The sequence below is a fragment of the Stenotrophomonas sp. LC732 genome, from assembly GCF_052446685.1.
In the GTDB taxonomy this organism is placed as follows: Bacteria; Pseudomonadota; Gammaproteobacteria; order Xanthomonadales; family Xanthomonadaceae; genus Stenotrophomonas; species Stenotrophomonas muris.
Genome location: NZ_CP199214.1, coordinates 1142128 through 1163395 on the forward strand (window position 1 = coordinate 1142128; position 21268 = coordinate 1163395).

A 21268-nucleotide genomic window follows, 5' to 3' on the forward strand; every position below is an offset into this window, starting at 1 on the left:
TTTGAGAATCACTCGCATTGATGGGAGAATGCGCGCACGGATCGGCCCGCAGGCGACTGCAGCGACGCTCCGCCTCCCCCTCGTCGTTGCCTCAAGCCCTTTGCCAGAGGCCCCGTTGCCCTGCCAGAAGGTCCAGATCATGTCTCCTGCCGTTGTCCTTTCGCCGCGCCCGCTGGCGCTCGCCGTTGCCGCCCTGCTGGCGGGAAGCGCCCTGACCGCCCGGGCTGAAACCGACGCCACCGATATCGACACGGTGCATGTCACCGCCTCGCAGATTGCCCGCCAGGCACTGGGTACCTCGACCATCACCGCCGAGGACATCGCCAAGCGCCCGCCGGCCAACGACATCGCCGAGCTGCTGCGCACCATGCCAGGCGTCAACCTCACCGGCAACAGCGCCTCGGGCCAGTACGGCAACAACCGCCAGATCGACCTGCGTGGCATGGGCCCGGAAAACACCCTGATCCTGGTCGACGGCAAGCGCATCGGTGCGCGTGATGCCGTGCGCATGGGCCGTAGCGGTGAGCGCAATACCCGCGGTGATACCAACTGGGTGCCGGCGGAAATGATCGAGCGCATCGAAGTGCTGCGCGGCCCTGCGGCGGCACGCTATGGCTCCGGTGCGTCCGGCGGCGTGGTCAACATCATCACCAAGCGCCCGACCGGCGACCTGACCGGAGCGGTCGACCTGTATGGCCTGGTGCCCGAGCACAGCGCCGAAGGCGGCAGCGAGCGCGTCGGCCTGCAGCTGAGCGGGCCGATGACCGACACCCTGTCGTTCCGCCTGTACGGCAACCTCAACAAGACCGACGCCGACTCACTGGACCTCAACCGCCAGTACGCCACCAACCCGAACGCGGTGCCACCGGCTGGCCGCGAGGGTGTCAAGAACCGCGACGTCAACGCGTTGCTGCGCTGGGACATCACCACCGACCAGGTGGTGGAGTTCGAAGCCGGCACCAGCCGCCAGGGCAACATCTACGCCGGTGACCGCGCGGTCAGCACTACCGGTACCTCGACCGGCGTTGACCTGGCGGCGCTGGCCGAAGGCGAAGCGGAAACCAACCGCATGTACCGCAACACCGGCGCGATCACCCATCGCGGCCGCTGGGGCGACGTGACCTCGCGGGTGACCGCCGCGGTGGAAGCGGTCAACAACTCGCGCATCAATGAAGGCCTGGCCGGTGGCCCGGAAGGCAGCTTCAACGGCACCGACTGGTCGACCTCGCGCCTGCGCAACTACCAGCTGGATGGCGAAGTGAGCTTCCCGACCTCGCTGGGCAGCGCCGAGAACATCTGGACGTTGGGCTTTGAATACCTGGACAGCCGCCTGACCGACCCGTACTCGATGAGCCAGTCCAGCAGCAGCGGCGGCGGTATCCCGGGGCTGTCGGCCGATCGCGCGCGGGGCAAGGCCGACGCGCAGACCACCGCAGTGTTCGTCGAAGACAACATCTACCTGGGTGAGCGCTGGATCGTCACCCCGGGCCTGCGCTTCGACCACCACAGCCAGTTCGGCAACAACACCAGCCCCAGCCTCAATGCGCAGTTCCGCATCAACAGCGACTGGGTGGTGAAGGGCGGCATCGCCCGCGCGTTCAAGGCGCCGAACCTGTACCAGTCCAATCCGGACTATCTGTACTACACCCGTGGCAACGGCTGCCCGAATGCACTGCCGAGCCTGGGTGCCGGTTGCTACATGCGCGGCAACGCGGACCTGAAGGCGGAAACCAGCCTGAACAAGGAACTGGGCATCGAGTGGGCACCGCAGAGCGGCTGGCAGGCCTCGTTGACCTACTTCCACAACGACTACAAGGACAAGATCCAGGCCGGCTACACCCAGATTGGCCTGACCGCCGACACCAAGGGCCGCATCTTCCGCTGGGAGAACGCGCCCAAGGCGATCGTGCAGGGGCTTGAAGGCAACCTGGTGATCCCGCTGCTGGGCGAGCAGGGCAACCGCCTGAAATGGAGCAACAACTTCACCTACATGGTGGAAAACGAGAACAAGAGCACCGGCCAGCCGCTGTCGGTGATCCCGAAGTACACCGTCAACACGATGCTGGACTGGCAGGCCACCGACAAGCTGTCGGTGCTGCTGACCGGCACGTTCTACGGCAAGCAGGAACCGGCCACCGCCAACATCAACAATGATCCGCGCTGCACCGGCAGCTGCGATCCCTCGATCGCGCTGCAGGACCGCGGTGCCTACAACATCTGGGGCGTGAGCGCGCGCTACAGGGTGACCGGGACCGTCAGCTTCGGCTTCGGCGTCAACAACCTGGCCGACAAGCGCCTGTTCCGCGAGGCCAACAGCAGCGATGCCGGTGCGGCGACCTACAACGAACCGGGCCGCGCCTACTGGGCCAGCCTGCGCTTCGGGTTCTGACCGCACGCGGACGCCGGTCCGCTGCGGTCGCCAGGCCAGGCCAGGCGCTGCCGGCCACGCTCCGGTAGCGCCGGGCCTTGCCCGGCGACACCGGCGCCGCGTGCCTGCAATGTTATAAACACCGTAATAGTCTCCCCCGCCAGCACGGCGTAGCCTGCACCGCATCGCAAAGGAGCTGTTGCCATGGGCCACGACCACGATCACCTGCCATCCCAGATCCGCCACGAGAAACCCTTGTGGTGGGCGCTCGGCCTGACCTCCACCTTCCTCGTCATCGAGGTGGTGGGCGCGTTCTGGACCAACAGCCTGGCGCTGCTGTCCGACGCGGCACACATGGCCACCGATGCACTGGCACTGATGATCGCGCTGGTCGCGGTGCGGTTGAGCCGACGCCCGCCGGACGCGCGCCGCACCTACGGCTATGCACGCCTGGAAGCGCTGGGCGCGATGATCAACGGCGCCATGCTGTTCGTGGTCGCCGCCTACATCCTGTGGGAGGCGATCGGTCGTTTCCGCGAACCGCAGGAGATCGCATCTTCGGGCATGCTGGTGATCGCCGCCGCAGGCCTGGTCATCAACCTGATCTCGATGCGCCTGCTGCAGGCCGGCAGCGGCGAGAGCCTGAACGTGAAGGGCGCCTACCTGGAAGTGTGGGCGGACATGCTTGGCTCGGTGGCGGTGATCGCCGGTGCGTTGTTGATCAAGTGGACCGGCTGGAAGCCGATCGACCCGATCCTGGCGGTGCTGATCGGCCTGTGGGTACTGCCGCGCACCTACGTGCTGATGCGCGAGGCGATCAACGTGCTGCTGGAAGGCGTGCCCAAGGGCATGGACGTGGCCAAGGTGCGCGACAGCCTGTCCGGTCATGCTGCGGTGCTGGACGTGCATGACCTGCATGTGTGGGCGCTGGCCTCCAGCACGCCGGCGCTGACCGCGCACATCGTGATGCGCGACGGCACCGACGCCGATGCGCTGCGCCGTGAGCTGGGCGGGCGCCTGCACGATGACTTCGGCATCGAGCACGTGACGCTGCAGATCGAAGCGGACCACTGTGGTGAAGCCTGCGCTGGACCGGCGTCGGCCAAGGGCGGCGCGCAGCAGGGCCATGAAGGCCACGACCACGGTGAGGACGCGCAGGGCCATCGCGGCCACGTGCATCATTGAATGAAAATGAAAGCCGCACCGGGGAATGCCCGGTGCGGTCATTCGTCGCGTCGCGAGGCCAGCCGATCCGCCAGCCGGGTCGGTTCCGGCAGCCGGTAACCGCGCAGCGTGCGCTGCACCCAGTCCAGCGCGGTATCGGCACTGACCCGATGGCCGCCGGCCACGAACAGCGGCTTGCAGCGCACCTTGCTGCGCAGCACCCAGCCCAGTTGTTCGTCGCCATCCTGCAGCGGCGCATGTGCACCGGCCTCGGCGCCCGGTTCGACGAACCGGCCCACCAGCTTCGACTTGGCCACGCCGATGCTGGGCAGGTCGGTGACCACGCCCAGATGCGCGGCCACGCCCAACCGGCGCGGATGGCTGATGCCATGGCCATCGACGAACACCAGGTCCGGCGTGCGCGGCAGCAGCGCCAGCGCGGCCAGCAGTGCCGGCAGCTCGCGGAAGCTGAGCAGGCCGGGGATGTAGGGCATCACCGTGGGGATGCGCGCGATCTCCTGCGCCACGGGCTTCAGCGTCTCCACGTCCAGCAGTACCGCCGCGGCGCGGGTGATGGCGCCGTCGTCTTCAAAGCCAACATCCAGCCCGGCCAGCCAACGGACGTCGCGTGGCAGGCGGTCCTGGCGCTCCACGCGGCCGGCCAGCTGGAGCTGCTGCGCGCGTGCCGCGGAGACGCTGCCTTCCCAACATCCGGGATCGATCACCGTATTCATCGGTCACAGCATCGCACGGGCGGCGCCACGGCCCGGTGAGCGGCGGCCGGGCTACAATGGCGGCCTGCCTTTCCTCGCGTTGGAGACCCTGCAGTGACCCGTAAACTCGTACTGTTGCGCCATGGCCAGAGCCAGTGGAACCTGGACAACCGCTTCACCGGCTGGGTCGATGTCGACCTGACCGAGCAGGGGCGCCGGGAAGCGGCCGCCGCCGGTCGCCTGATGCGCGAGGAAGGCCTGCAGTTCGACGTCGCCCACACCTCCGTGCTCAAGCGTGCCATCCACACCCTGCAGGGTGCGCTGGCCGAGCTGGAGCAGGACTGGCTGCCGGTGAACAAGTCCTGGCGCCTCAACGAGCGGCACTACGGCGGCCTGCAGGGGCTGGACAAGGCCGAGACCGCGGCCAAGCACGGCGAAGAGCAGGTCAAGGTCTGGCGCCGTTCGTACGACATCCCGCCGCCGCCGATGGACCTGGAAGATCCGGGCCACCCGATCCATGACCGCCGCTACGCCGGTCTGGACCGCAACGCGCTGCCGGGCACCGAATCGCTGGCCACCACCCTGGACCGCGTTCTGCCGTACTGGCACGACGCCATCGCGCCGCAGCTGAAGGACGGCAAGACCGTGCTGGTCACCGCCCACGGCAACTCGCTGCGCGCGCTGTACAAGTACCTCAACAATGTCTCGCGCGAGGAGATCCTCGAGCTGAACATCCCGACCGGCATCCCGCTGCTGTTCGAACTGAACGACGACCTGACCGTGCAGTCGTTCCGCTACCTGGGCGACCCGGAAGCAGCGCGCAGGGCCGCCGAAGCCGTGGCCAACCAGGGCAAGGCGAAGTAAGAAGCACAAGGCCGGCGCAAGCCGGCCTTCGCTTTTGTCGAGCCGAGCCCACGCTCGGCCGGCGCTGTCGCAACCCGGTAGAGCCAACCCATGGGGGCTGCATCAGCCAGCTACGAGGGATCCATGCGGCGCACCTTCGGCGGCTGCAACGCGGCAATGTCGATGACGTGTTCCTGGCATATCACCTGATAGTGCGTGAATGGGCCCGGGTAACTGACATCGGCAAAGGTGGCATGGTCCAGATAATCGAGGAACTTCGAACGGCTGTAGCGGCGGAACAGGTTGCCGCTCCAGGTTTCGGCGTCGTCCCAGCTCTGGTAGGACTCGTTGTGCACGGCGTAGCTGATGTAGTGGTCCCAGATCAGCTCAAAACGCTGCGAGTGGGGCATCACCTCTATCGCACGCGCATCATCGATTGAACGTCCATGAGCGAGCTCCACACGGGAGGGCTTTCCGACCACCAGGCCTTCCTCGACGACCAGGCGCAGACGATTCGCTTCCGGCTCGCCGATGCCCGCCAGGAACAGACACTCACAAGCGTCGATGGCCTGCAGCAGCGCAGCTTCGTCCATGGTCATGAAGTCCAGTGATCGCGGAAGCCAGAGCATAGCGGCATGCAGACGGAGCCGCGCCATGCGCTCGTGACCTTTGGCCGGTCCCCAGCGTCGCTCCCGCGGCTACCCTGTGAAATTACCCGCAGGAGAGCCTCATGAACGTCCGCAACCTGGTCCCGCTGGGCCTGACCATCGCCATCGCTGCCTCACTGGCGGCCTGTGGCAAGAACGAAACCGCCCCGGCGGCCAGTGCCGACGCCAAGCCGGCCTTCGACCTGTCGCAGATCAAGACGCCGCTGATCTCGCTCAACAGCGCCGACCTCGATCCGGCCATTCCGGCCTGTACCGACCTCAATGGTTTCGTCAACAGCAAGTGGCTGAAGGCCAACCCGGTGCCGGGCGACCAGACCACCTGGGGCAGCTTCGAGATCCTGCGCGAGCGCTCGCTGGAAGTGCAGCACGCGCTGGTGCAGCAGGCGGCCGCCAGCCAGGCCAAGGCGGGCTCGGTGGAAGCGAAGATCGGTGACATCTGGAAGACCGGCAACGATGAAGCGAAGATCGAAGCTGCCGGCCTGGCGCCGCTGCAGCCGCAGCTGGACAAGATCACCGCGCTGAACGACACCGCCGCCATCACCCGGTACCTGCGCGACAGCCAGGCCGAGGGCAAGGGCGTGCTGTTCTCGCTGTTCGCCAATGCCGACTACAAGGATTCGGCCAACGTCATCGCCTACGTCGGCCAGGGTGGCCTGGGCCTGCCGGAGAAGGGCTACTACTTCGACGATGCGCAGGCCAAGATCCGCGACGCCTACGTGGCCTATATCGCACAGGTGCTGACCCTGTCCGGCGTGGACGCGGCGCAGGCCGCCGAGCAGGCGAAGGCCGTGATGGCCTTCGAAACCCGCCTGGCCAAGGCCTCGATGTCGCGCATCGAAATGCGTGACCCGGCCAAGCGCTACAACCCGCTCAGCGCGGCTGAGGCCGACAAGCTGACCCCGAACTTCAGCTGGACCGCGCTGTTCGAGACCCTCAAGGTGCCGGCCGCGCAGAAGTTCTCGCTGGCCCAGCCGGGCTTCTTCGCTGAAATGGACAAGATGCTGGCCGATGTGCCGGCCAGCACCTGGCAGGCCTACCTGCGCTTCCACACCATCGACGATGCCTCGCCGTACCTGAGCAGCCAGTTCGAGAAGGCCAACTTCGATTTCTATGGCACCACCCTGCGTGGCCAGAAGGAAATGCAGCCGCGCTGGAAGCGCGTGCTGGAGTCGGTCAACGGTGGCATGGGCGAAGCCCTGGGCCAGCTGTACGTCGACGCCGTGTTCCCGGCCGAGTCGAAGGTCGCCATGCAGCACCTGGTGGAAAACCTGTCGCAGGCGCTGAAGGCGCGCCTGGAGCAGCTGCCGTGGATGGGCGAAGAAACCAGGAAGAAGGCCCTGGAGAAGTGGGCCAGCTTCACCCCGAAGATCGGTTACCCCGACAAGTGGCGTGACTGGGCGGGCCTGCAGACCAACGGCGACAGCTACCTGGGCAACATGCAGGCGGCGCGTGCGTTCAACTACCGCTACATGCTGGACAAGATCGGCAAGCCGGTGGACAAGACCGAGTGGGGCATGACCCCGCAGACCGTCAACGCGTACTACAACGCCACCAAGAACGAGATCGTGTTCCCGGCGGCGATCCTGCAGGCACCGTTCTTCGACGCCAAGGCCGATCCAGCGCTGAACTACGGCGGCATCGGTGCGGTCATCGGCCACGAGATGATGCACGGCTACGATGACTCGGGCAGCCAGTTCGCCGCCAACGGCAACTTCGACAACTGGTGGACCGACGCCGACCGCAAGGCCTTCACCGAGCGTACCGACCAGCTGGTCGCGCAGTTCGACGGCTATGAATCGGTGCCGGGCGTGTTCGTGAAGGGCAAGCTGACCCTGGGCGAGAACATCGGCGACCTCGGCGGCCTGACCGTGGCCTACGACGCGTTGCAGATGGCGCTGAAGGAAGACCCGAAGGCGAATGTCGAAGTGGATGGCCACAGCCAGGACCAGCGCTTCTTCATGAACTGGGCCACCGTGTGGCGCCGCAACTTCACCGATGGTGAGCTGCGCGTCCGCCTGAACACCGATCCGCACGCCCCGGCCAACTTCCGTGCCAACGGCGCACCGTCGAACATGCCGTCCTATGCCGCTGCATTCCAGTGCAAGGCCGGCGACGCGATGGTGCGTGCCGACGACAAGCGCGTGGTGATCTGGTAATCGATCACCCGTGACTGCGTGATGCGAAAGGCCCGGCGAATGCCGGGCCTTTTGTCTTCCAGGCCGGTAGCGCAGCGCCGACTGGTAGAGTCGACTGTCAGTCGACTATCGCGCGCAGCGCGGGATTTTCGCGATCTGGACGAAGAGCAGTCGACTGACAGTCGACTCTACCGACGGGTCGTTTCACCTTCCGGAAGATCTCAGGCCAGCTCCGGCTCCCGCGCCAGCATGCGATGGAAGCGCTGCAGCACGTAGGGATCCACCAGCCCTCCAGACTGCGAATCGATGATCCGCAACGCGGTTTCGTGCTCCATCGCGTCGCGGTACGGGCGCACGCTGGTCATCGCATCGTAGGCATCGGCGATGGTGACGATGCGCGCGCCCAGCGGGATGGATTCGCCGCGCAGCCCATCGGGATAGCCGCTGCCATCGAAGGCTTCGTGATGGGCGCGGATCAGCCGCGCCACGGGCGCGGCGTCGCTGCGGCCGGTGGCCAGGAAGATGTGCTCGCCGCGCACCGGATGCTCGCGCATGATCGCGCGCTCCTCATCGGTATGCCGGCGCGGTGCCAGCAGTACGTCGTCGGGAATGCCGATCTTGCCGATGTCGTGGAAGCGCGCGGCCAGGCCGACCTGCGCACAGGCCTCGTCGTCGAGATCGCAGTGCGCGGCCAGCCGCTGCGCGAACAGGCCGACGCGGTCGCAGTGATGGCGGGTGTAGGCGTCGCGCATCTGCAGCGACATCGAGAGGGCATCGATCAGGCAGGCCTGCGCGTGCAGCAGGTCGGGGGCGGGTACGGCGTCAGGAAACATGGTCATCCGCCCGCACCGGGTGGGGACCGGTGCGGGGTGTTCGGGGGGCGATCAACCCGGGGCGAGGGTGGTCAGAAGGGCGCGGGCCGCGTTGAAGCGGTCTTCCGGCAACGGCAGCGGGTGCTTGATGCGCAGCTTGTCGGGCCCTTCCATGGCGTACAGGTTCGGTTGCTTCTGGATCAGCTGGATCACCGCCATCGGGTCGATGTTCGGCTTGGATTCGAACACGATGCGGCCACCATTTTCGCCAAGGTCCAGCTTGCGGATGCCCAGCGTGTTGGCCTTCAGCTTCAGCTCGGCGATGGCGAACAGGTGCTTGGCCGCATCCGGCAGCAGGCCGAAGCGATCGATCATCTCCACCTGCAGTTCGCGCAGCGCATTGCTGTCGCGCGCGCTGGAAATACGCTTGTACAGGGTCAGGCGGGTATGCACGTCCGGCAGGTAGTCTTCCGGGATCAGTGCCGGCACATGCAGTTCGACCTCGGCACCACGCACTTCCTCGCCGGCATCAAGGTCGGGCAGCTTGCCCTGCTTGATGCTGCGCACCGCGCGCTCCAGCAGCTCGGTGTACAGGCTGAAGCCGACCTCGGCCATCTGCCCGCTCTGGTCCTCGCCGAGCAGTTCGCCGGCACCGCGGATTTCCAGATCGTGCGTGGCCAGGGTGAAGCCGGCGCCCAGCTCGTCCATCGAGGCGATCGCTTCCAGGCGCTTCTCAGCGTCGGGGGTGATCGCGCGGCGGTCGGGCGTGATCAGGTACGCGTAGGCGCGGTGGTGCGAACGTCCGACGCGGCCACGCAGCTGGTGCAGCTGGGCCAGGCCGAAACGGTCCGCACGGTTGATGATGATGGTATTGGCGTTGGGGATGTCGATGCCCGACTCGATGATCGTGGTCGACAGCAGCACGTTGAAGCGCTGCTTCTGGAAATCCAGCATCACCTTTTCCAGCTCGCGCTCGGGCATCTGCCCATGGGCGATGCCGATGCGCGCCTCCGGCACCAGCTCGGACAGCTCGCGCTGCATGCGGCCGATGCTTTCCACGTCGTTGTGCAGGAAATACAGCTGGCCACCACGCGCCAGCTCGCGCTGGAAGGCTTCGCGCAGCAGCGCGTTGTCCCACTGGGTGATGAAGGTCTGCACCGCCAGCCGGTTCGGCGGCGGCGTGGCGATGATCGACAGGTCGCGCAGGCCGGCCATGGCCATGTTGAGCGTGCGCGGAATCGGTGTGGCGGTCAGGGTCAGCAGGTGCACGTTGGCGCGCAGCGCCTTCAGCGCTTCCTTCTGGCGTACGCCGAAACGCTGCTCCTCGTCGACGATGACCATGCCCAGGTCCTTGAACTTCACGTCCGGCTGCAGCAGGCGATGGGTACCGACGATCACGTCGATGGTGCCGGCGGCGACCTTTTCCAGCTCGGCCTTGATTTCCTTGGTGGTCTTGAAGCGCGACAGCACCTCGACCTTCAGCGGGTAATCGGCGAAGCGGTCGCGGAAGTTGCGGTAATGCTGTTCGGCCAGCAGCGTGGTCGGCACCAGCACAGCCACCTGCTTGCCGGCACTGGCGGCCGCAAAGGCCGCACGCACCGCCACCTCGGTCTTGCCGAAGCCGACGTCGCCGCAGACCACGCGGTCCATCGGCTGGCTGCTGGCCAGGTCGCGCAGGGTGGCGTCGATCGCGGCCAGCTGGTCCGGGGTCTCCTCGAACGGGAAACCGGCCGCGAACGGCTCGTACATCGCGCGGTCGACCTGCAGTGCCAGGCCGGCACGCGCCTGGCGGCGGGCCTGGATCTCCAGCAGTTCGGCGGCGACGTCGCGTACTTTCTCGGCGGCCTTGCGCTTGGCCTTGCTCCACTGCTCGCCACCGAGCGAATGCAGCGGCGCGGTTTCCGCCGACGCACCGGAATAGCGGCTGATCAGGTGCAGCTGGGCGACCGGCACATACAGGCGGTCGCCCTTGGCATATTCGATTTCGAGGAACTCGCCGGGCATGCCGCCGACGTCCATCGCGATCAGGCCACGATAGCGGCCGACGCCATGATCCTCGTGCACGATCGGCGCGCCCTCGGTCAGTTCACCGAGGTCGCGGATGATCGCTTCCGGCTCGCGGCCGGCACGGCGCGTGCGCCGGGTGCTGCCGGCGCGCTCGGGGAACAGCTGGCGCTCGGTCAGCACCGCGATGCGCGGATCGTCCAGCGCGAAGCCATCCTCCAGCGGTGCCACCGCGATCGCGAAGCGCGCGTCGTCGGCGAGGAAGCTGGGCAGGTCGGCCACCACCGGCGGCTTCAGCTCGGCGGCCTGCAGCACTTCCAGCAGCGCCTCGCGGCGGCCGGGTGAATCGGCGGCGATCAGTACCCGGCCCGGATAATGGCCGAGGAAGGATTTCAGCGCATCGCCAGCGGGGGCTTCGCGCGCGGCCACCGGCAGCGGTGGCAGCGGCTGGTCTCCCAGCGCGTGCGCGTCGGCGATGCGCGCATGGTCAGCCGACCACACCTCGATGCGCGGGGCATCGTTCAGGCGCTCGCGCAGCAGCTCCGGCGACAGGTACAACGCCGACGGCGGCAGCAGCGGGCGCTCCACATCATGGCGGCGCTGCTCATAGCGGTCCGCAGTCTGCGCCCAGAACGCGACGGACGCTTCATACGCACCGGCACAGACCACCGGCAGGCTGCCGCTGGGCAGGTAGTCGAACAGGGTTGCGGTGCGTTCGAAGAACAGCGGCAGGTAGTACTCGACGCCGGCCGGCGCCAGTCCGGACTTCAGGTCCTGGTACAGCGAACTGCGCCGGGTATCGACATCGAACCGCTCGCGCAGCGTGGCCAGCACGCGGGCGATGCTGGCTTCATCCATCGGCACTTCGCGGCCGGGCAGCATGTGCACCGCCTCGACCTTGTCCAGCGAACGCTGGCTTTCCGGGTCAAAGGCACGGATCGAGTCGATGTCCTCGTCCAGCAGTTCCACCCGCAGCGGCTCGTCGGCACCCATCGGGTACACGTCGAGCAGGCCGCCGCGCACAGCGAAGTCGCCCGGGTCCATCACCTGCGGCACGTTGCGGTAGCCGGCGCTTTCCAGGCGGCGCTTCTCGGCTTCCAGGTCCAGGCGCTGGCCGACCTTCAGGTCGAAGCTGCCACCGATCACGTAGCTGCGCGGGGCCAGCTGCTGCAGCAGGGTCTGCACCGGCACGATCACCAGGCCACGCTTCAGCGCGGGCAGGCGGTGCAGGGCGGCCAGGCGCTGCGAAATGATGTCCGGATGCGGACTGAAGCGGTCGTAGGGCAGGGTTTCCCAGTCCGGGAAGGCGACCACCGGCAGGGCCGGATCGCCGCCGAGCAGGGTGTGCAGGTCGGCTTCGAGCTGGTTGGCACCGTGGTTGTCACGGGCGATCACCAGCAGCGGGGCGTCGTGCGCACGCGCGGCCTGGGCAAGGTACCAGGCCAGGGCGGTCGGCGAGGCGGGGGCGCGCCACCAGGCGCGGAGCTGGCCGGCGCGCGGCAGCGGCGGGGCGGGGTATGAGGTACGCGACATGGACCCCGGATTTTAGCAGAAGCCCGATCGAAGCCCGGTGGGTCGTGCCGGCCGATTGCCGGAGCCTGATGTGCCGTTGGGGTAACGCAGTTCAGGCCAGCGGCCGGCACTACCGGCAGGCGTCGCCGGGCGGGGCCCGGCGCATCTGTCAGTTGTCCAGCTCCAGCACCATCCGCACCAGGCCTTCGGCACCGGCCGGGTGCGGGACCGGCTTGAAGCCCAGCGAGGCGGCCAGCTGTTTCATCGGCTCGTTCTCGGCGGCGACGTCGCCGTACAGGCGGTCCAGGTACTTGCCGCGGCCCCACTTCACCAGCTTGCGCATCAGCTGCCGGCCCAGGCCCTGGCCAATGAGGAAGCGGCTGATCAGGATCGCGTACTCGGCTTCACGGGTGCCGGGGATGATCGAGGCCCGGGCGACCGCGCCGACCACCGCTTCGCCAGCAGGCAGGGATTCGGCTGCGACCAGGGTGATCTCGGTCTTGGGATTCGGGTGGGTCAGGCGCTGGGTGGTTTCCGGCGAAAGCTCGGTCACCGCCTGCAGGAAACGATCACGGATTTCTTCCGGCCCGAACAGGCTGAACGCCGCTTGCAGCGGTGCGCCATCTTCCGGGCGGATGGGGCGGATCAGCAGCTCGTGGCCGCTGGGAGCCTTGAAGATCTCATGCCAGGGCGGCATGCGGTTGCGAGTGGCCATACCGGGTGATTCCTTGGTGGTCCATCGATTGTGGCATCACCGGGGCTGCATTCCGTGAACGAAAGGCTCACGGCGGTACAGCCTCGTGAAGGCCGTCATTCGGGGGCTTTGAGCCAATCCAGGCGGGTGCTGGCCCCCGGTTCGCCCAGGTGCTGGCGCAGCGCCGGCAGGGCCGGGCCGACCACCCGGTCGAACTGCCACGGCGGGTTGAGCAGCAGCATGCCGCTGCCGTTGAGGCGCAGCGGCGAGTCGTCCGGGCGCACCAGGAACTCGATCGTCATCGCCGATTTCACCGGCAGGGCGGTGGCCTTGCGCAGGAAGTGCAGGATGGTGCGGCGCTGCTTGATCGGGAACCACACCGCGCAGGTCGCCTGTGGCCAGCGCGCCAGGGTCTCGGCCAGGGCGGCCAGAACGGCCTGGTACTCGGCGTCCTGGGCCTCGTACGGCGGGTCGATCAGCACCAGGCCACGGCCGATCTTGCTGCCGTTGAACTTCGGCGGCAGCAGCGAGCGCAGCAGGGCATAGCCATCGCCAGCGCGCACATCGACGCGGCTGTCATGGGCGAACAGGGCCTTCAGCGTGGCCGTTTCGGCTTCCTGCAGCTCGCAGACCGCCATGCGGTCCTGCGCGCGCATCGCCTGTGCGCTCAGCAGCGGCGAGCCCGGGTAGTTGGTCAGCGCGCCCACCGGGTTGTCGGCCTGCACCGCCTTCAGGTAGCGCTCGACCACCTCCGGCAGCCGGGGCTGGGCCATCAGCCGCATGATCCCGGATTCGGCCTCCAGGGTCTTGCGGCTCTCTTCGCTGGCCAGCAGGTAGCGGCCGGCACCGCCGTGGGTGTCGAGCACGAAGAACGGGCTGTCCTTGCGCTTGAAGCTGTCGATCAGGGCCAGCTGCACGATGTGCTTGAGCACATCGGCGTGGTTGCCGGCGTGGAAGGCGTGGCGATAGTTCATGGGCGGCAGTGTACGGGGCGGCGGCCGCAGCGGCTATGCTGCGCGCCATGACAGCTCCCGTTGCCCATGTCCTGGTGGTCGAGGACGAAGCCGCCATCGCCGAAACCGTGCTCTATGCGCTGCGCAGCGAAGGCTATGCCGCCAGCCACTGCCTGCTGGGCGGCGAGGCCCTGCAACGGCTGCGGGCCGGCGATATCGACGTGGTGGTGCTGGACGTGGGCCTGCCGGACCTGGGCGGTTTCGAGGTCTGCCGGCGGCTGCGTGCGCAGCCCGGACCGGCGGCGCAGCTGCCGGTGATCTTCCTGACCGCCCGCAACGATGAAGTGGACCGCGTGCTCGGCCTGGAACTGGGCGCCGACGATTACATGACCAAGCCGTTCTCGCCGCGTGAGCTGGTGGCGCGGGTGCGCGCGCGCCTGCGTCGCGTGGCACCGGTCGTGGCAGCCCCCGGCGCAGATGCGGGCTGGCAGGAACACGGGGCGTTCGCGATCGACCGCGAAGGCCGGCGTATCCGCTTCCGCGGCCATGCGCTGGACCTGACCCGCTACGAGTACGCGTTGCTGGAAGCGCTGCTGCAGCGCCCCGGAGCCATCCTCAGCCGCGCGCAGCTGATGGACCGGGGCTGGGACAGCAGCGCCGACAGTGCCGACCGCACCGTCGACACCCATGTAAAGACGTTGCGCGCCAAGCTGCGTGCGGCTGGTGCCAGCGACGACCCGATCCGCACCCACCGTGGCCTTGGCTACGCGCTGGAGGTCTAGCCGATGCGCCTGGTACTGAAGCTGTTCCTCGGCTTCTTCCTGATCACCGGCATCGCCGCGTTCTTCGTGATGCGCGTATTCGTCAACGAGGTGAAGCCCGGTGTGCGCCAGGCGATGGAATCGACCCTGGTCGATGCGGCCAACGTGCTGGCCGAGATGGCCGCCGCCGACGTCAAGGACGGCACCATCCGCAGCGGCAGCTTCACCCGCAACCTGGCCAAGGCGCGGCAGCGCGACCTGAAGGCGATGGTCTGGCGTTTTCCCAAGCGATCGCTGGATTACCGGGTGACCATCACCGATGCCAGGGGCATCGTCATCTACGACTCGCTGGGCCGCGACCTCGGGCGTGACAATTCGCGCTGGAACGATGTCTACCGCACCCTGCGTGGCGAGTACGGCGCCCGCTCCAGCCCGGAAATACCAGGCGAAGAAGGCGATACGGTGATGCACGTGGCGGCGCCGGTATACGACCCGGCCGATGGGCGCACCCTGATCGGCGTGCTCAGCCTGGCCCAGCCCAACCGCAGCATCGATCCGTTCATCGCCGCCAGCCAGCGCGCCATCATCGAGCGCGGCGCCTGGTTGATCGGGCTGTCGGCGCTGGTCGGCGTGCTGGTGACGATGTGGCTCACCACCGGCCTCGGCCAGCTCAGCCGCTATGCACGCGCGGTCAGCGCCGGCGAACCGGTGCCACCGCCACGGCGCCGCCGCGACGAGATCGGCGACCTGGGCCAGGCGCTGGAAACCATGCGCCGCAAGCTGGAGGGCAAGGCCTATGTCGAACAGTACGTGCAGTCACTGACGCATGAAATGAAGAGCCCGCTGGCGGCGATCCGCGGTGCCGCCGAGCTGCTGCAGGAGCCGCTGCCCGAGGCCGACCGCGTGCATTTCGCGCGCAGCATCGTCGACCAGCAGGAGCGGCTGACCGAGACCATCGACAAGCTGCTGGCGCTGGCCGAAGTGGAACAGCACGGCTGGCTGCAGACCCGCGATCCGATCGCGCTGCCAACGTTGCTGGCCGATGCGGCAGCGGCGGCGCAGGTGCGTGCGCAGGCGGCCGGCGTGCAGGTCAGCATCGGCAGCGCGCCCGACCTGCGCGTGCAGGGCGATGCCTATCTGCTGCGGCAGGCGTTGCACAACCTGATCGACAACGCCATTGCCTTCTCACCGCCCGGCGCGGACATCGCACTGCAGGCCGAGGTGGACGGGCAGGGCGTGCGCCTGCAGGTGGCGGATCGCGGTGCCGGCATTCCCGACTACGCGCGCGAACGGGTGTTCGAACGCTTCTATTCGCTTGCCCGCCCGGGCAGCGGCCGGCGCAGTTCCGGCCTGGGCCTGCCGTTCGTGCAGGAGGTCGCGCGCCTGCACGATGGTCGCGCCAGCCTCGACGCGCGCGACGGCGGTGGCACCGTGGCCAGCCTTTGGCTGCCGTTGTCAGTGCCGGGCCAGCGTCCGCGCCGCTGACTTCACACTCGCTTCAACTTCGCCACAAACCCTGCTCACCGCAGCGGTCCATCCTGCAGCCCTCTCCAACGAGGATGGACCATGAAATCCCTGAAGATGCTGCTGAGGTTCGCCATTGTCGGCGGGCTGATCCTGTTGCTGCTGGTGCCGCTGATGATGATCCGCGGGGTCATCACCGAGCGCAGCCAGTACCGCGACGAGGCCTTTGCCCGGGTGGCCGACAGCCGTGCCGGCACGCAGCAGCTGGTGGGCCCGGTACGGGTGGTGCCGTGGGTGGAACGCAAGCAGGTTGAACTGGTTGACCCGCTGGGCGTCAAGAAGACCGAGATCCAGGTGACCGAGGGCCACTGGCTGCAGATGCCGGCGTCGCTGGAGGTGGGCGGCGAGATGCTGCCGAGCCAGCGCGAGGTCGGCCTGTTCAAGGTGCCGGTGTACAGCTGGAATGGCCAGTTGAAGGCGACCTTCGCCGAAGACGACTATCCGGTGAAGAACGGCCGCACCTATGGCCAGCCCTATGTGGCGCTGGGGGTTTCCGATGTGCGCGGCCTGGTGGGCACGCCGAACCTGCGGGTGGACGGCAAGCAGCTGCGGTTGCTGCCCGGTGTAGGCGTGGCCAGCGAAATCGGACGTGGCCTGCATGCGCCGGTGAGCGGTTTCGCCGCGGATCAGGGCGGCGCGCTGGCCGCCAGCACCGTTGAACTGGAGCTGCGCCTGGATGGCAGCCGCATGCTGTCGGTGGTGCCGGTGGGCGATGACACCCGGATCGCGCTGCGGTCGAGCTGGCCGCATCCGTCGTTCAGCGGCGCCTTCCTGCCCAACGAACGCCGTGTCGATGCACAGGGCTTCGATGCACGCTGGGCGGTGTCCTCGCTGGCCTCCGATGCACAGCGCCAGCTGCGCAGCGAGGGCTCGATCGATTCGCAGGCCGTGACGGTGTCGCTGGTCGATCCGGTCGATACCTACACCCAGGCCGACCGTGCCTCGAAGTACGGCGTGCTGTTCGTGGTGCTGACCTTCGTCGGCTTCATCCTGTTCGAACTGATCAAGTCGCTGCGCATCCATCCGCTGCAGTACCTGATGGTCGGCCTGGCGCTGGCGATCTTCTTCCTGCTGCTGATCAGCCTGTCCGAGCACATCGCGTTCTGGAAGGCCTACCTGGTCTCGGCCGTGGCCTGCATCGGCCTGCAGGCGGTGTACCTGGCCAACGTGCTGGGCCACTGGAAGCGCGGCCTTGGCTTCGCTGCGCTGCTGACCGTGCTGTACGGCGCGCTGTATGGCCTGCTGGTGTCGGAGAACAACGCACTGCTGATGGGATCGCTGCTGCTGTTCGTGATCCTGGCGCTGGCGATGTGGGTGACCCGCCGGGTCGACTGGTACGCGCTTGGCGCGGACCTGAAGTAAGGAGCACGCCATGAGCTGGCGCCAGGGATTGCGGCAACGGGCGCGGCAGGGCATTCCGGCCCTGCTGGAAGTGGATGCACTGCTGCAGGCACATGGCGTGCTGGCGGCCCTGCCGGGGGCACGGATCGCCCCCGGCCTGGTCCGCTTCCAGCTGGCCGCGGTGACCTGCGAGGGATTGCAGGGCAATGGCCTTGCCTGGTTGCAGGGCGCGCGGCAGGGACGCGGTGCGCTGGCGGGGAAGGTGCCGCGCTACCGGCCATGGAAGGCCGGGGCGGAAGCACTTGCGGAAATCGGCATTGGTGGCCTGCCCGATGACTGGCCCGCGCATGCGGCTGTGTATGGCTGCAGCAGCATCGACCGGCGGCACTGGTTGCTGCTGCTGCCGGAGCGGGCACAGTTGTGGTTGGGATGGAGCGGGTGATTGGGCTGTTCATCCACGCATGGCGTGGACCTACTGTTGTGGGTGCGAACCTTGGTTCGCACGCTCCTGCCCATGACCGATGGGACGGTATCGCGGCGCCGCTGCTGGCTAGACTCGATGGGTTGATGAGCAGGCCGGAAGGCAGGGGTGCGATGTGTTGAAGTGGGGCGTGCTGGCCGTAGCGCTGGCAATGGGTGGCAATGCAGCGGCGCAGCAGCGCGAATCAGTGGACCTGGACATGGTCAGCCGCATCCGCCAGGAGGCCTTCCACCGTTCGCAGGTGATGGACACCTTCAGCTATCTCACCGAACGCATCGGCCCGCGGCTGACCAACTCGCCGGCGATGGGCCGCGCCAACGCCTGGACCCGCGGCAAGTTCAACGAATGGAAGCTGGACAACGTCCACGACGAAGCGTTCGATGACTTTGGCCGTGGCTGGGAGTTCACCTCGGCCAGCGTGGAAATGCTGGGTGACCGTTTGCAGCCGCTGCATGCACTGCCCAAGGCCTGGACGCCGGGCACCAAGGGGCCGGTTGAAGGCGAGCTGGTGCAGGTCGAGATCAAGAAGCCCGAAGACATCGAAAAGTACCGCGGCAAGCTGCGCGGCAAGATCCTGCTGCTGGGCGAGGCGCGCGAGTACAAGCGCGGCACCGAGCCGGATTCGCATCGCCACGACGCGACCTCGCTGGAAGGCCTGCAGGCGTTCACCCTGCCGAAGGACCAGGACGCCACCGCCGAACGTGCCAAGCGGGTCAAGGAGTACCAGGAACGCCAGCAGCTGGCGACCAGGGTCAATGCGTTCTTCGTCGAAGAAGGGGCGCTGGCCGCGATCAGCATCAGCAGCTGGGACAACGGCATCATCCGCGTTGCCGGTGGTGGTTCGCGCAAGGCCGGCGAGCCGGTCGGCATCCCCGAGCTGGCGATGATCAGCGAGCACTTCAACCCGCTGGTGCGCGCGCTGAAGGCCGGGCAGACCGTGCGCCTGCGCGTGGATGTGGCCGCGCGCTTCACCGATGACGCCGACCAGCCCGGCTACAACACGCTGGCCGAGATCCGCGGCAGCAGCAGGCCTGATGAAGTGGTGATGATCGGCGCGCACCTGGATTCCTGGCACAGCGGCACCGGCGCGGCCGACAACGCCGCAGGCGTGGCGGTGATGATGGAGGCCATGCGCATCCTCAAAGCCACCGGCGCCAGGCCCAAGCGCACCATCCGCGTGGCGCTGTGGAGCGGCGAGGAGCAGGGCCTGATCGGCTCGCAGGCCTATGTGGCCAAGCATTTCGGCCGGTTCCCGGAGCCCACCGACCCGGCGCAGAAGGCGCTGCCGGCGTCGCTGCGCGAGCCGACCGGTGCACTGCAGAAGACCCGCGATTACAGCAAGTTCCAAGTCTACTTCAACATGGACAACGGCTCCGGCCGCTTCCGGGGCATCTACGCCCAGGAAAACCTGGCGGCGATGCCGATCTTCGAAGCCTGGCTGGCGCCGTTCCATGACGTCGGCGCCACCACCGTGGCGACCCGCAACACCGGCAGCACCGACCACATCAGCTTCGACCGCATCGGCCTGCCGGGCTTCCAGTTCATCCAGGACCGGCTGGACTACTTCACCAATGTCCACCACAGCCACCTGGACACCTGGGACCACGCCGAACCGGAAGACCTGAAGCAGGCCGCAGCCATCGTCGCCTCGTTCGCCTACAACGCCGCGATGCGCGAGCAGCCGTTCCCGCGCAAGGTGGAACCGTAAAAGGGGACGGAGGGGATTAAGTCGCATCTCCCCTCCGTTTCCCGGTTGCAGTACCCACGGGCTGGGCAATCGCGACTTAATCCCCTCCGTCCCCTTTTTCCGTCGGGGGCGGCGGGCTGGTAAAATCGGGGGATTCCCGTTCCTCGAGCCGTCCATGACCTGCCGCACCCGCTTCGCCCCCAGTCCCACCGGCTACCTGCACATCGGTGGTGCCCGCACCGCGCTGTACTGCTGGCTGGAGGCCCGCCACCGTGGCGGCGAGTTCGTGCTGCGCATCGAGGACACCGACCGTGAACGCAGCACCCAGGGCGCGATCGACGCCATCCTGGAGGCGATGGAGTGGCTGGGCCTGGACTACGACGAAGGCCCGATCTATCAGACCGACCGCGTCGCCCGCTACCGGGAAGTGGCAGAGCAGCTGATCGCCGACGGCAAGGCCTACTACGCCTACGAAACCCGCGAAGAGCTGGACGCGATGCGCGAGGCCGCCATGGCCAGGCAGGAAAAGCCGCGTTACAACGGCGCTGCACGCGAACTGGGCCTGCCGTACAAGGACGACCCGAACCGCGTCATCCGCTTCAAGAACCCGCTGGAAGGTACGGTGGTGTTCGACGACCTGATCAAGGGCCGCATCGAGATCGCCAACAGCGAGCTGGATGACATGGTCATCTTCCGCCCGGACGGCTACCCCACCTACAACTTCGCGGTGGTGGTGGACGACTGGGACATGGGCATCACCGAGGTCATCCGCGGCGACGACCACATCAACAATACCCCGCGCCAGATCAACCTGTACGAGGGCATTGGTGCGCCGGTGCCGAAGTTCGGCCACATGCCGATGATCCTGGACGAGCAGGGCGCCAAGCTGTCCAAGCGCACCGGTGCGGCCGACGTGATGCAGTACAAGGACGCCGGCTACCTGCCCGATGCGCTGCTGAGCTACCTGGCCCGCCTGGGCTGGTCCCACGGTGACCAGGAGCTGTTCAGCCGCCAGGAGCTGATCGACCTGTTCGACGTGAAGGACTGCAATTCCAAGGCCTCGCGTCTGGACATGGCCAAGCTGGGTTGGGTCAACCAGCACTTCCTGAAGACCGAGGACGTGGCCGCCATCGTGCCGCACCTGGTCTACCAGCTGCAGAAGCTGGGCCTGGACGTGGCCGCCGGCCCGGCCCCGGAGGATGTGGTGATCGCCCTGCGTGAACGCGTGCAGACCCTGAAGGAAATGGCCGAGAAGGCCGTGGTCTGGTACCAGCCGCTGACCGGGTACGACGAAGCGGCGGTGGCCAAGCACCTCAAGGCCGGTGCCGAGGTGGCGCTGGGCAAGGCCCGCGAGCTGCTGGCGGCGCTGCCGGAGTGGACCGCCGAGTCGGTGGGCATCGCCCTGCACGACACGGCCGCAGCGCTGGAAATCGGCATGGGCAAGGTCGCCCAGCCGCTGCGCGTGGCGATCACCGGCACCCAGGTCAGTCCTGACATCTCCCATACCGTGTACCTGGCCGGCCGCGAGCAGGCCTTGAAACGCATTGATGTGGCCATCACCAAGGTAGCAACGGCCTGAGGCATCCTTGCCAGGCCCGAACCGGAGAA

At 67.4% G+C, this 21268-nt stretch carries 16 protein-coding genes; 10 read left to right on the plus strand and 6 right to left on the minus strand.

Features of this window, described 5'->3' with window-relative positions:
• The first annotated feature begins 139 nt into the window (after window positions 1-139).
• Complete coding sequence (locus tag ACT6SE_RS05555; protein ID WP_046429635.1) at window positions 140-2389, plus strand: TonB-dependent siderophore receptor; 2250 nt, start codon at window positions 140-142, stop codon at window positions 2387-2389.
• 183 nt (window positions 2390-2572) lie between these two features.
• Window positions 2573-3553, plus strand: a complete 981-nt coding sequence (locus ACT6SE_RS05560; protein ID WP_032958024.1) for a cation diffusion facilitator family transporter — start codon at window positions 2573-2575, stop codon at window positions 3551-3553.
• A gap of 38 nt (window positions 3554-3591) precedes the next feature.
• On the opposite strand, the gene nfi is transcribed toward ACT6SE_RS05560, so the two are convergent.
• Window positions 3592-4266: a deoxyribonuclease V gene (gene nfi / locus ACT6SE_RS05565; protein WP_014646440.1), complete on the minus strand. Its 675-nt coding sequence runs from the start codon at window positions 4264-4266 to the stop codon at window positions 3592-3594.
• Between the two features lie 93 nt (window positions 4267-4359).
• Between nfi and gpmA the strand changes: the two genes are divergently transcribed.
• Window positions 4360-5109 (plus strand): 2,3-diphosphoglycerate-dependent phosphoglycerate mutase, encoded by a 750-nt coding sequence (gene gpmA / locus ACT6SE_RS05570; RefSeq protein WP_032958022.1) that lies wholly within the window; start codon window positions 4360-4362, stop codon window positions 5107-5109.
• A gap of 110 nt (window positions 5110-5219) precedes the next feature.
• Here the strand turns inward: gpmA and ACT6SE_RS05575 are convergent, their stop codons facing one another.
• Complete coding sequence (locus tag ACT6SE_RS05575) at window positions 5220-5681, minus strand: hypothetical protein (RefSeq protein ID WP_227863652.1); 462 nt, start codon at window positions 5679-5681, stop codon at window positions 5220-5222.
• Between the two features lie 137 nt (window positions 5682-5818).
• Between ACT6SE_RS05575 and ACT6SE_RS05580 the strand changes: the two genes are divergently transcribed.
• The gene (locus ACT6SE_RS05580) at window positions 5819-7912 is read left to right on the plus strand and encodes a M13 family metallopeptidase (protein ID WP_046429631.1); all 2094 of its coding nucleotides are present in this window, start codon (window positions 5819-5821) and stop codon (window positions 7910-7912) included.
• Window positions 7913-8112: 200 nt separating this feature from the next.
• Here ACT6SE_RS05580 and ACT6SE_RS05585 read toward each other — a convergent pair whose 3' ends face one another.
• From ACT6SE_RS05585 to ACT6SE_RS05600, 4 genes are all read right to left on the minus strand, one after another.
• A complete protein-coding gene (locus tag ACT6SE_RS05585; RefSeq protein WP_014646442.1) occupies window positions 8113-8730 on the minus strand; it encodes an HD-GYP domain-containing protein in 618 nt (205 codons plus the stop codon).
• Between the two features lie 45 nt (window positions 8731-8775).
• Window positions 8776-12240 (minus strand): transcription-repair coupling factor, encoded by a 3465-nt coding sequence (gene mfd / locus ACT6SE_RS05590; protein ID WP_049420620.1) that lies wholly within the window; start codon window positions 12238-12240, stop codon window positions 8776-8778.
• A gap of 148 nt (window positions 12241-12388) precedes the next feature.
• Window positions 12389-12934 (minus strand): GNAT family N-acetyltransferase, encoded by a 546-nt coding sequence (locus ACT6SE_RS05595; RefSeq protein WP_014646444.1) that lies wholly within the window; start codon window positions 12932-12934, stop codon window positions 12389-12391.
• A 95-nt stretch (window positions 12935-13029) separates the two neighbouring features.
• Window positions 13030-13887: a 23S rRNA (adenine(2030)-N(6))-methyltransferase RlmJ gene (locus ACT6SE_RS05600; RefSeq protein WP_014646445.1), complete on the minus strand. Its 858-nt coding sequence runs from the start codon at window positions 13885-13887 to the stop codon at window positions 13030-13032.
• A 35-nt stretch (window positions 13888-13922) separates the two neighbouring features.
• On the opposite strand from ACT6SE_RS05600, the gene creB reads away from it, so the two are divergent.
• The 6 genes from creB to gltX all read left to right on the plus strand — a co-directional run bounded on the left by creB (window position 13923) and on the right by gltX (window position 21239).
• Window positions 13923-14648, plus strand: a complete 726-nt coding sequence (creB, locus tag ACT6SE_RS05605; RefSeq protein WP_014646446.1) for a two-component system response regulator CreB — start codon at window positions 13923-13925, stop codon at window positions 14646-14648.
• A 3-nt stretch (window positions 14649-14651) separates the two neighbouring features.
• Window positions 14652-16112, plus strand: a complete 1461-nt coding sequence (creC, locus tag ACT6SE_RS05610) for a two-component system sensor histidine kinase CreC (protein ID WP_046429643.1) — start codon at window positions 14652-14654, stop codon at window positions 16110-16112.
• An 81-nt stretch (window positions 16113-16193) separates the two neighbouring features.
• A complete protein-coding gene (gene creD, locus ACT6SE_RS05615; RefSeq protein WP_032961974.1) occupies window positions 16194-17513 on the plus strand; it encodes a cell envelope integrity protein CreD in 1320 nt (439 codons plus the stop codon).
• 10 nt (window positions 17514-17523) lie between these two features.
• Complete coding sequence (locus tag ACT6SE_RS05620) at window positions 17524-17934, plus strand: hypothetical protein (RefSeq protein ID WP_046429648.1); 411 nt, start codon at window positions 17524-17526, stop codon at window positions 17932-17934.
• 154 nt (window positions 17935-18088) lie between these two features.
• The gene (locus ACT6SE_RS05625) at window positions 18089-19681 is read left to right on the plus strand and encodes a M20/M25/M40 family metallo-hydrolase (RefSeq protein WP_046429650.1); all 1593 of its coding nucleotides are present in this window, start codon (window positions 18089-18091) and stop codon (window positions 19679-19681) included.
• Between the two features lie 154 nt (window positions 19682-19835).
• Entirely contained in the window at window positions 19836-21239 is a 1404-nt protein-coding gene (gene gltX, locus ACT6SE_RS05630) for a glutamate--tRNA ligase (RefSeq protein WP_046429651.1), read from the plus strand.
• Window positions 21240-21268: the final 29 nt, after the last annotated feature.

What these genes read in the sequence shown, in the direction of transcription:
- ACT6SE_RS05560 (WP_032958024.1), top strand. Translation starts at nt 2,573, where the DNA reads ATGGGCCACGACCACGATCACCTGCCATCCCAGATCCGCCACGAGAAA.
- ACT6SE_RS05595 (WP_014646444.1), bottom strand. Translation starts at nt 12,934, where the DNA reads ATGGCCACTCGCAACCGCATGCCGCCCTGGCATGAGATCTTCAAGGCT.
- nfi (WP_014646440.1), bottom strand. Translation starts at nt 4,266, where the DNA reads ATGAATACGGTGATCGATCCCGGATGTTGGGAAGGCAGCGTCTCCGCG.
- ACT6SE_RS05600 (WP_014646445.1), bottom strand. Translation starts at nt 13,887, where the DNA reads ATGAACTATCGCCACGCCTTCCACGCCGGCAACCACGCCGATGTGCTC.
- creD (WP_032961974.1), top strand. Translation starts at nt 16,194, where the DNA reads ATGAAATCCCTGAAGATGCTGCTGAGGTTCGCCATTGTCGGCGGGCTG.
- ACT6SE_RS05575 (WP_227863652.1), bottom strand. Translation starts at nt 5,681, where the DNA reads ATGGACGAAGCTGCGCTGCTGCAGGCCATCGACGCTTGTGAGTGTCTG.
- ACT6SE_RS05580 (WP_046429631.1), top strand. Translation starts at nt 5,819, where the DNA reads ATGAACGTCCGCAACCTGGTCCCGCTGGGCCTGACCATCGCCATCGCT.
- gltX (WP_046429651.1), top strand. Translation starts at nt 19,836, where the DNA reads ATGACCTGCCGCACCCGCTTCGCCCCCAGTCCCACCGGCTACCTGCAC.
- ACT6SE_RS05585 (WP_014646442.1), bottom strand. Translation starts at nt 8,730, where the DNA reads ATGACCATGTTTCCTGACGCCGTACCCGCCCCCGACCTGCTGCACGCG.
- creC (WP_046429643.1), top strand. Translation starts at nt 14,652, where the DNA reads ATGCGCCTGGTACTGAAGCTGTTCCTCGGCTTCTTCCTGATCACCGGC.
- ACT6SE_RS05555 (WP_046429635.1), top strand. Translation starts at nt 140, where the DNA reads ATGTCTCCTGCCGTTGTCCTTTCGCCGCGCCCGCTGGCGCTCGCCGTT.
- ACT6SE_RS05620 (WP_046429648.1), top strand. Translation starts at nt 17,524, where the DNA reads ATGAGCTGGCGCCAGGGATTGCGGCAACGGGCGCGGCAGGGCATTCCG.
- creB (WP_014646446.1), top strand. Translation starts at nt 13,923, where the DNA reads ATGCTGCGCGCCATGACAGCTCCCGTTGCCCATGTCCTGGTGGTCGAG.
- mfd (WP_049420620.1), bottom strand. Translation starts at nt 12,240, where the DNA reads ATGTCGCGTACCTCATACCCCGCCCCGCCGCTGCCGCGCGCCGGCCAG.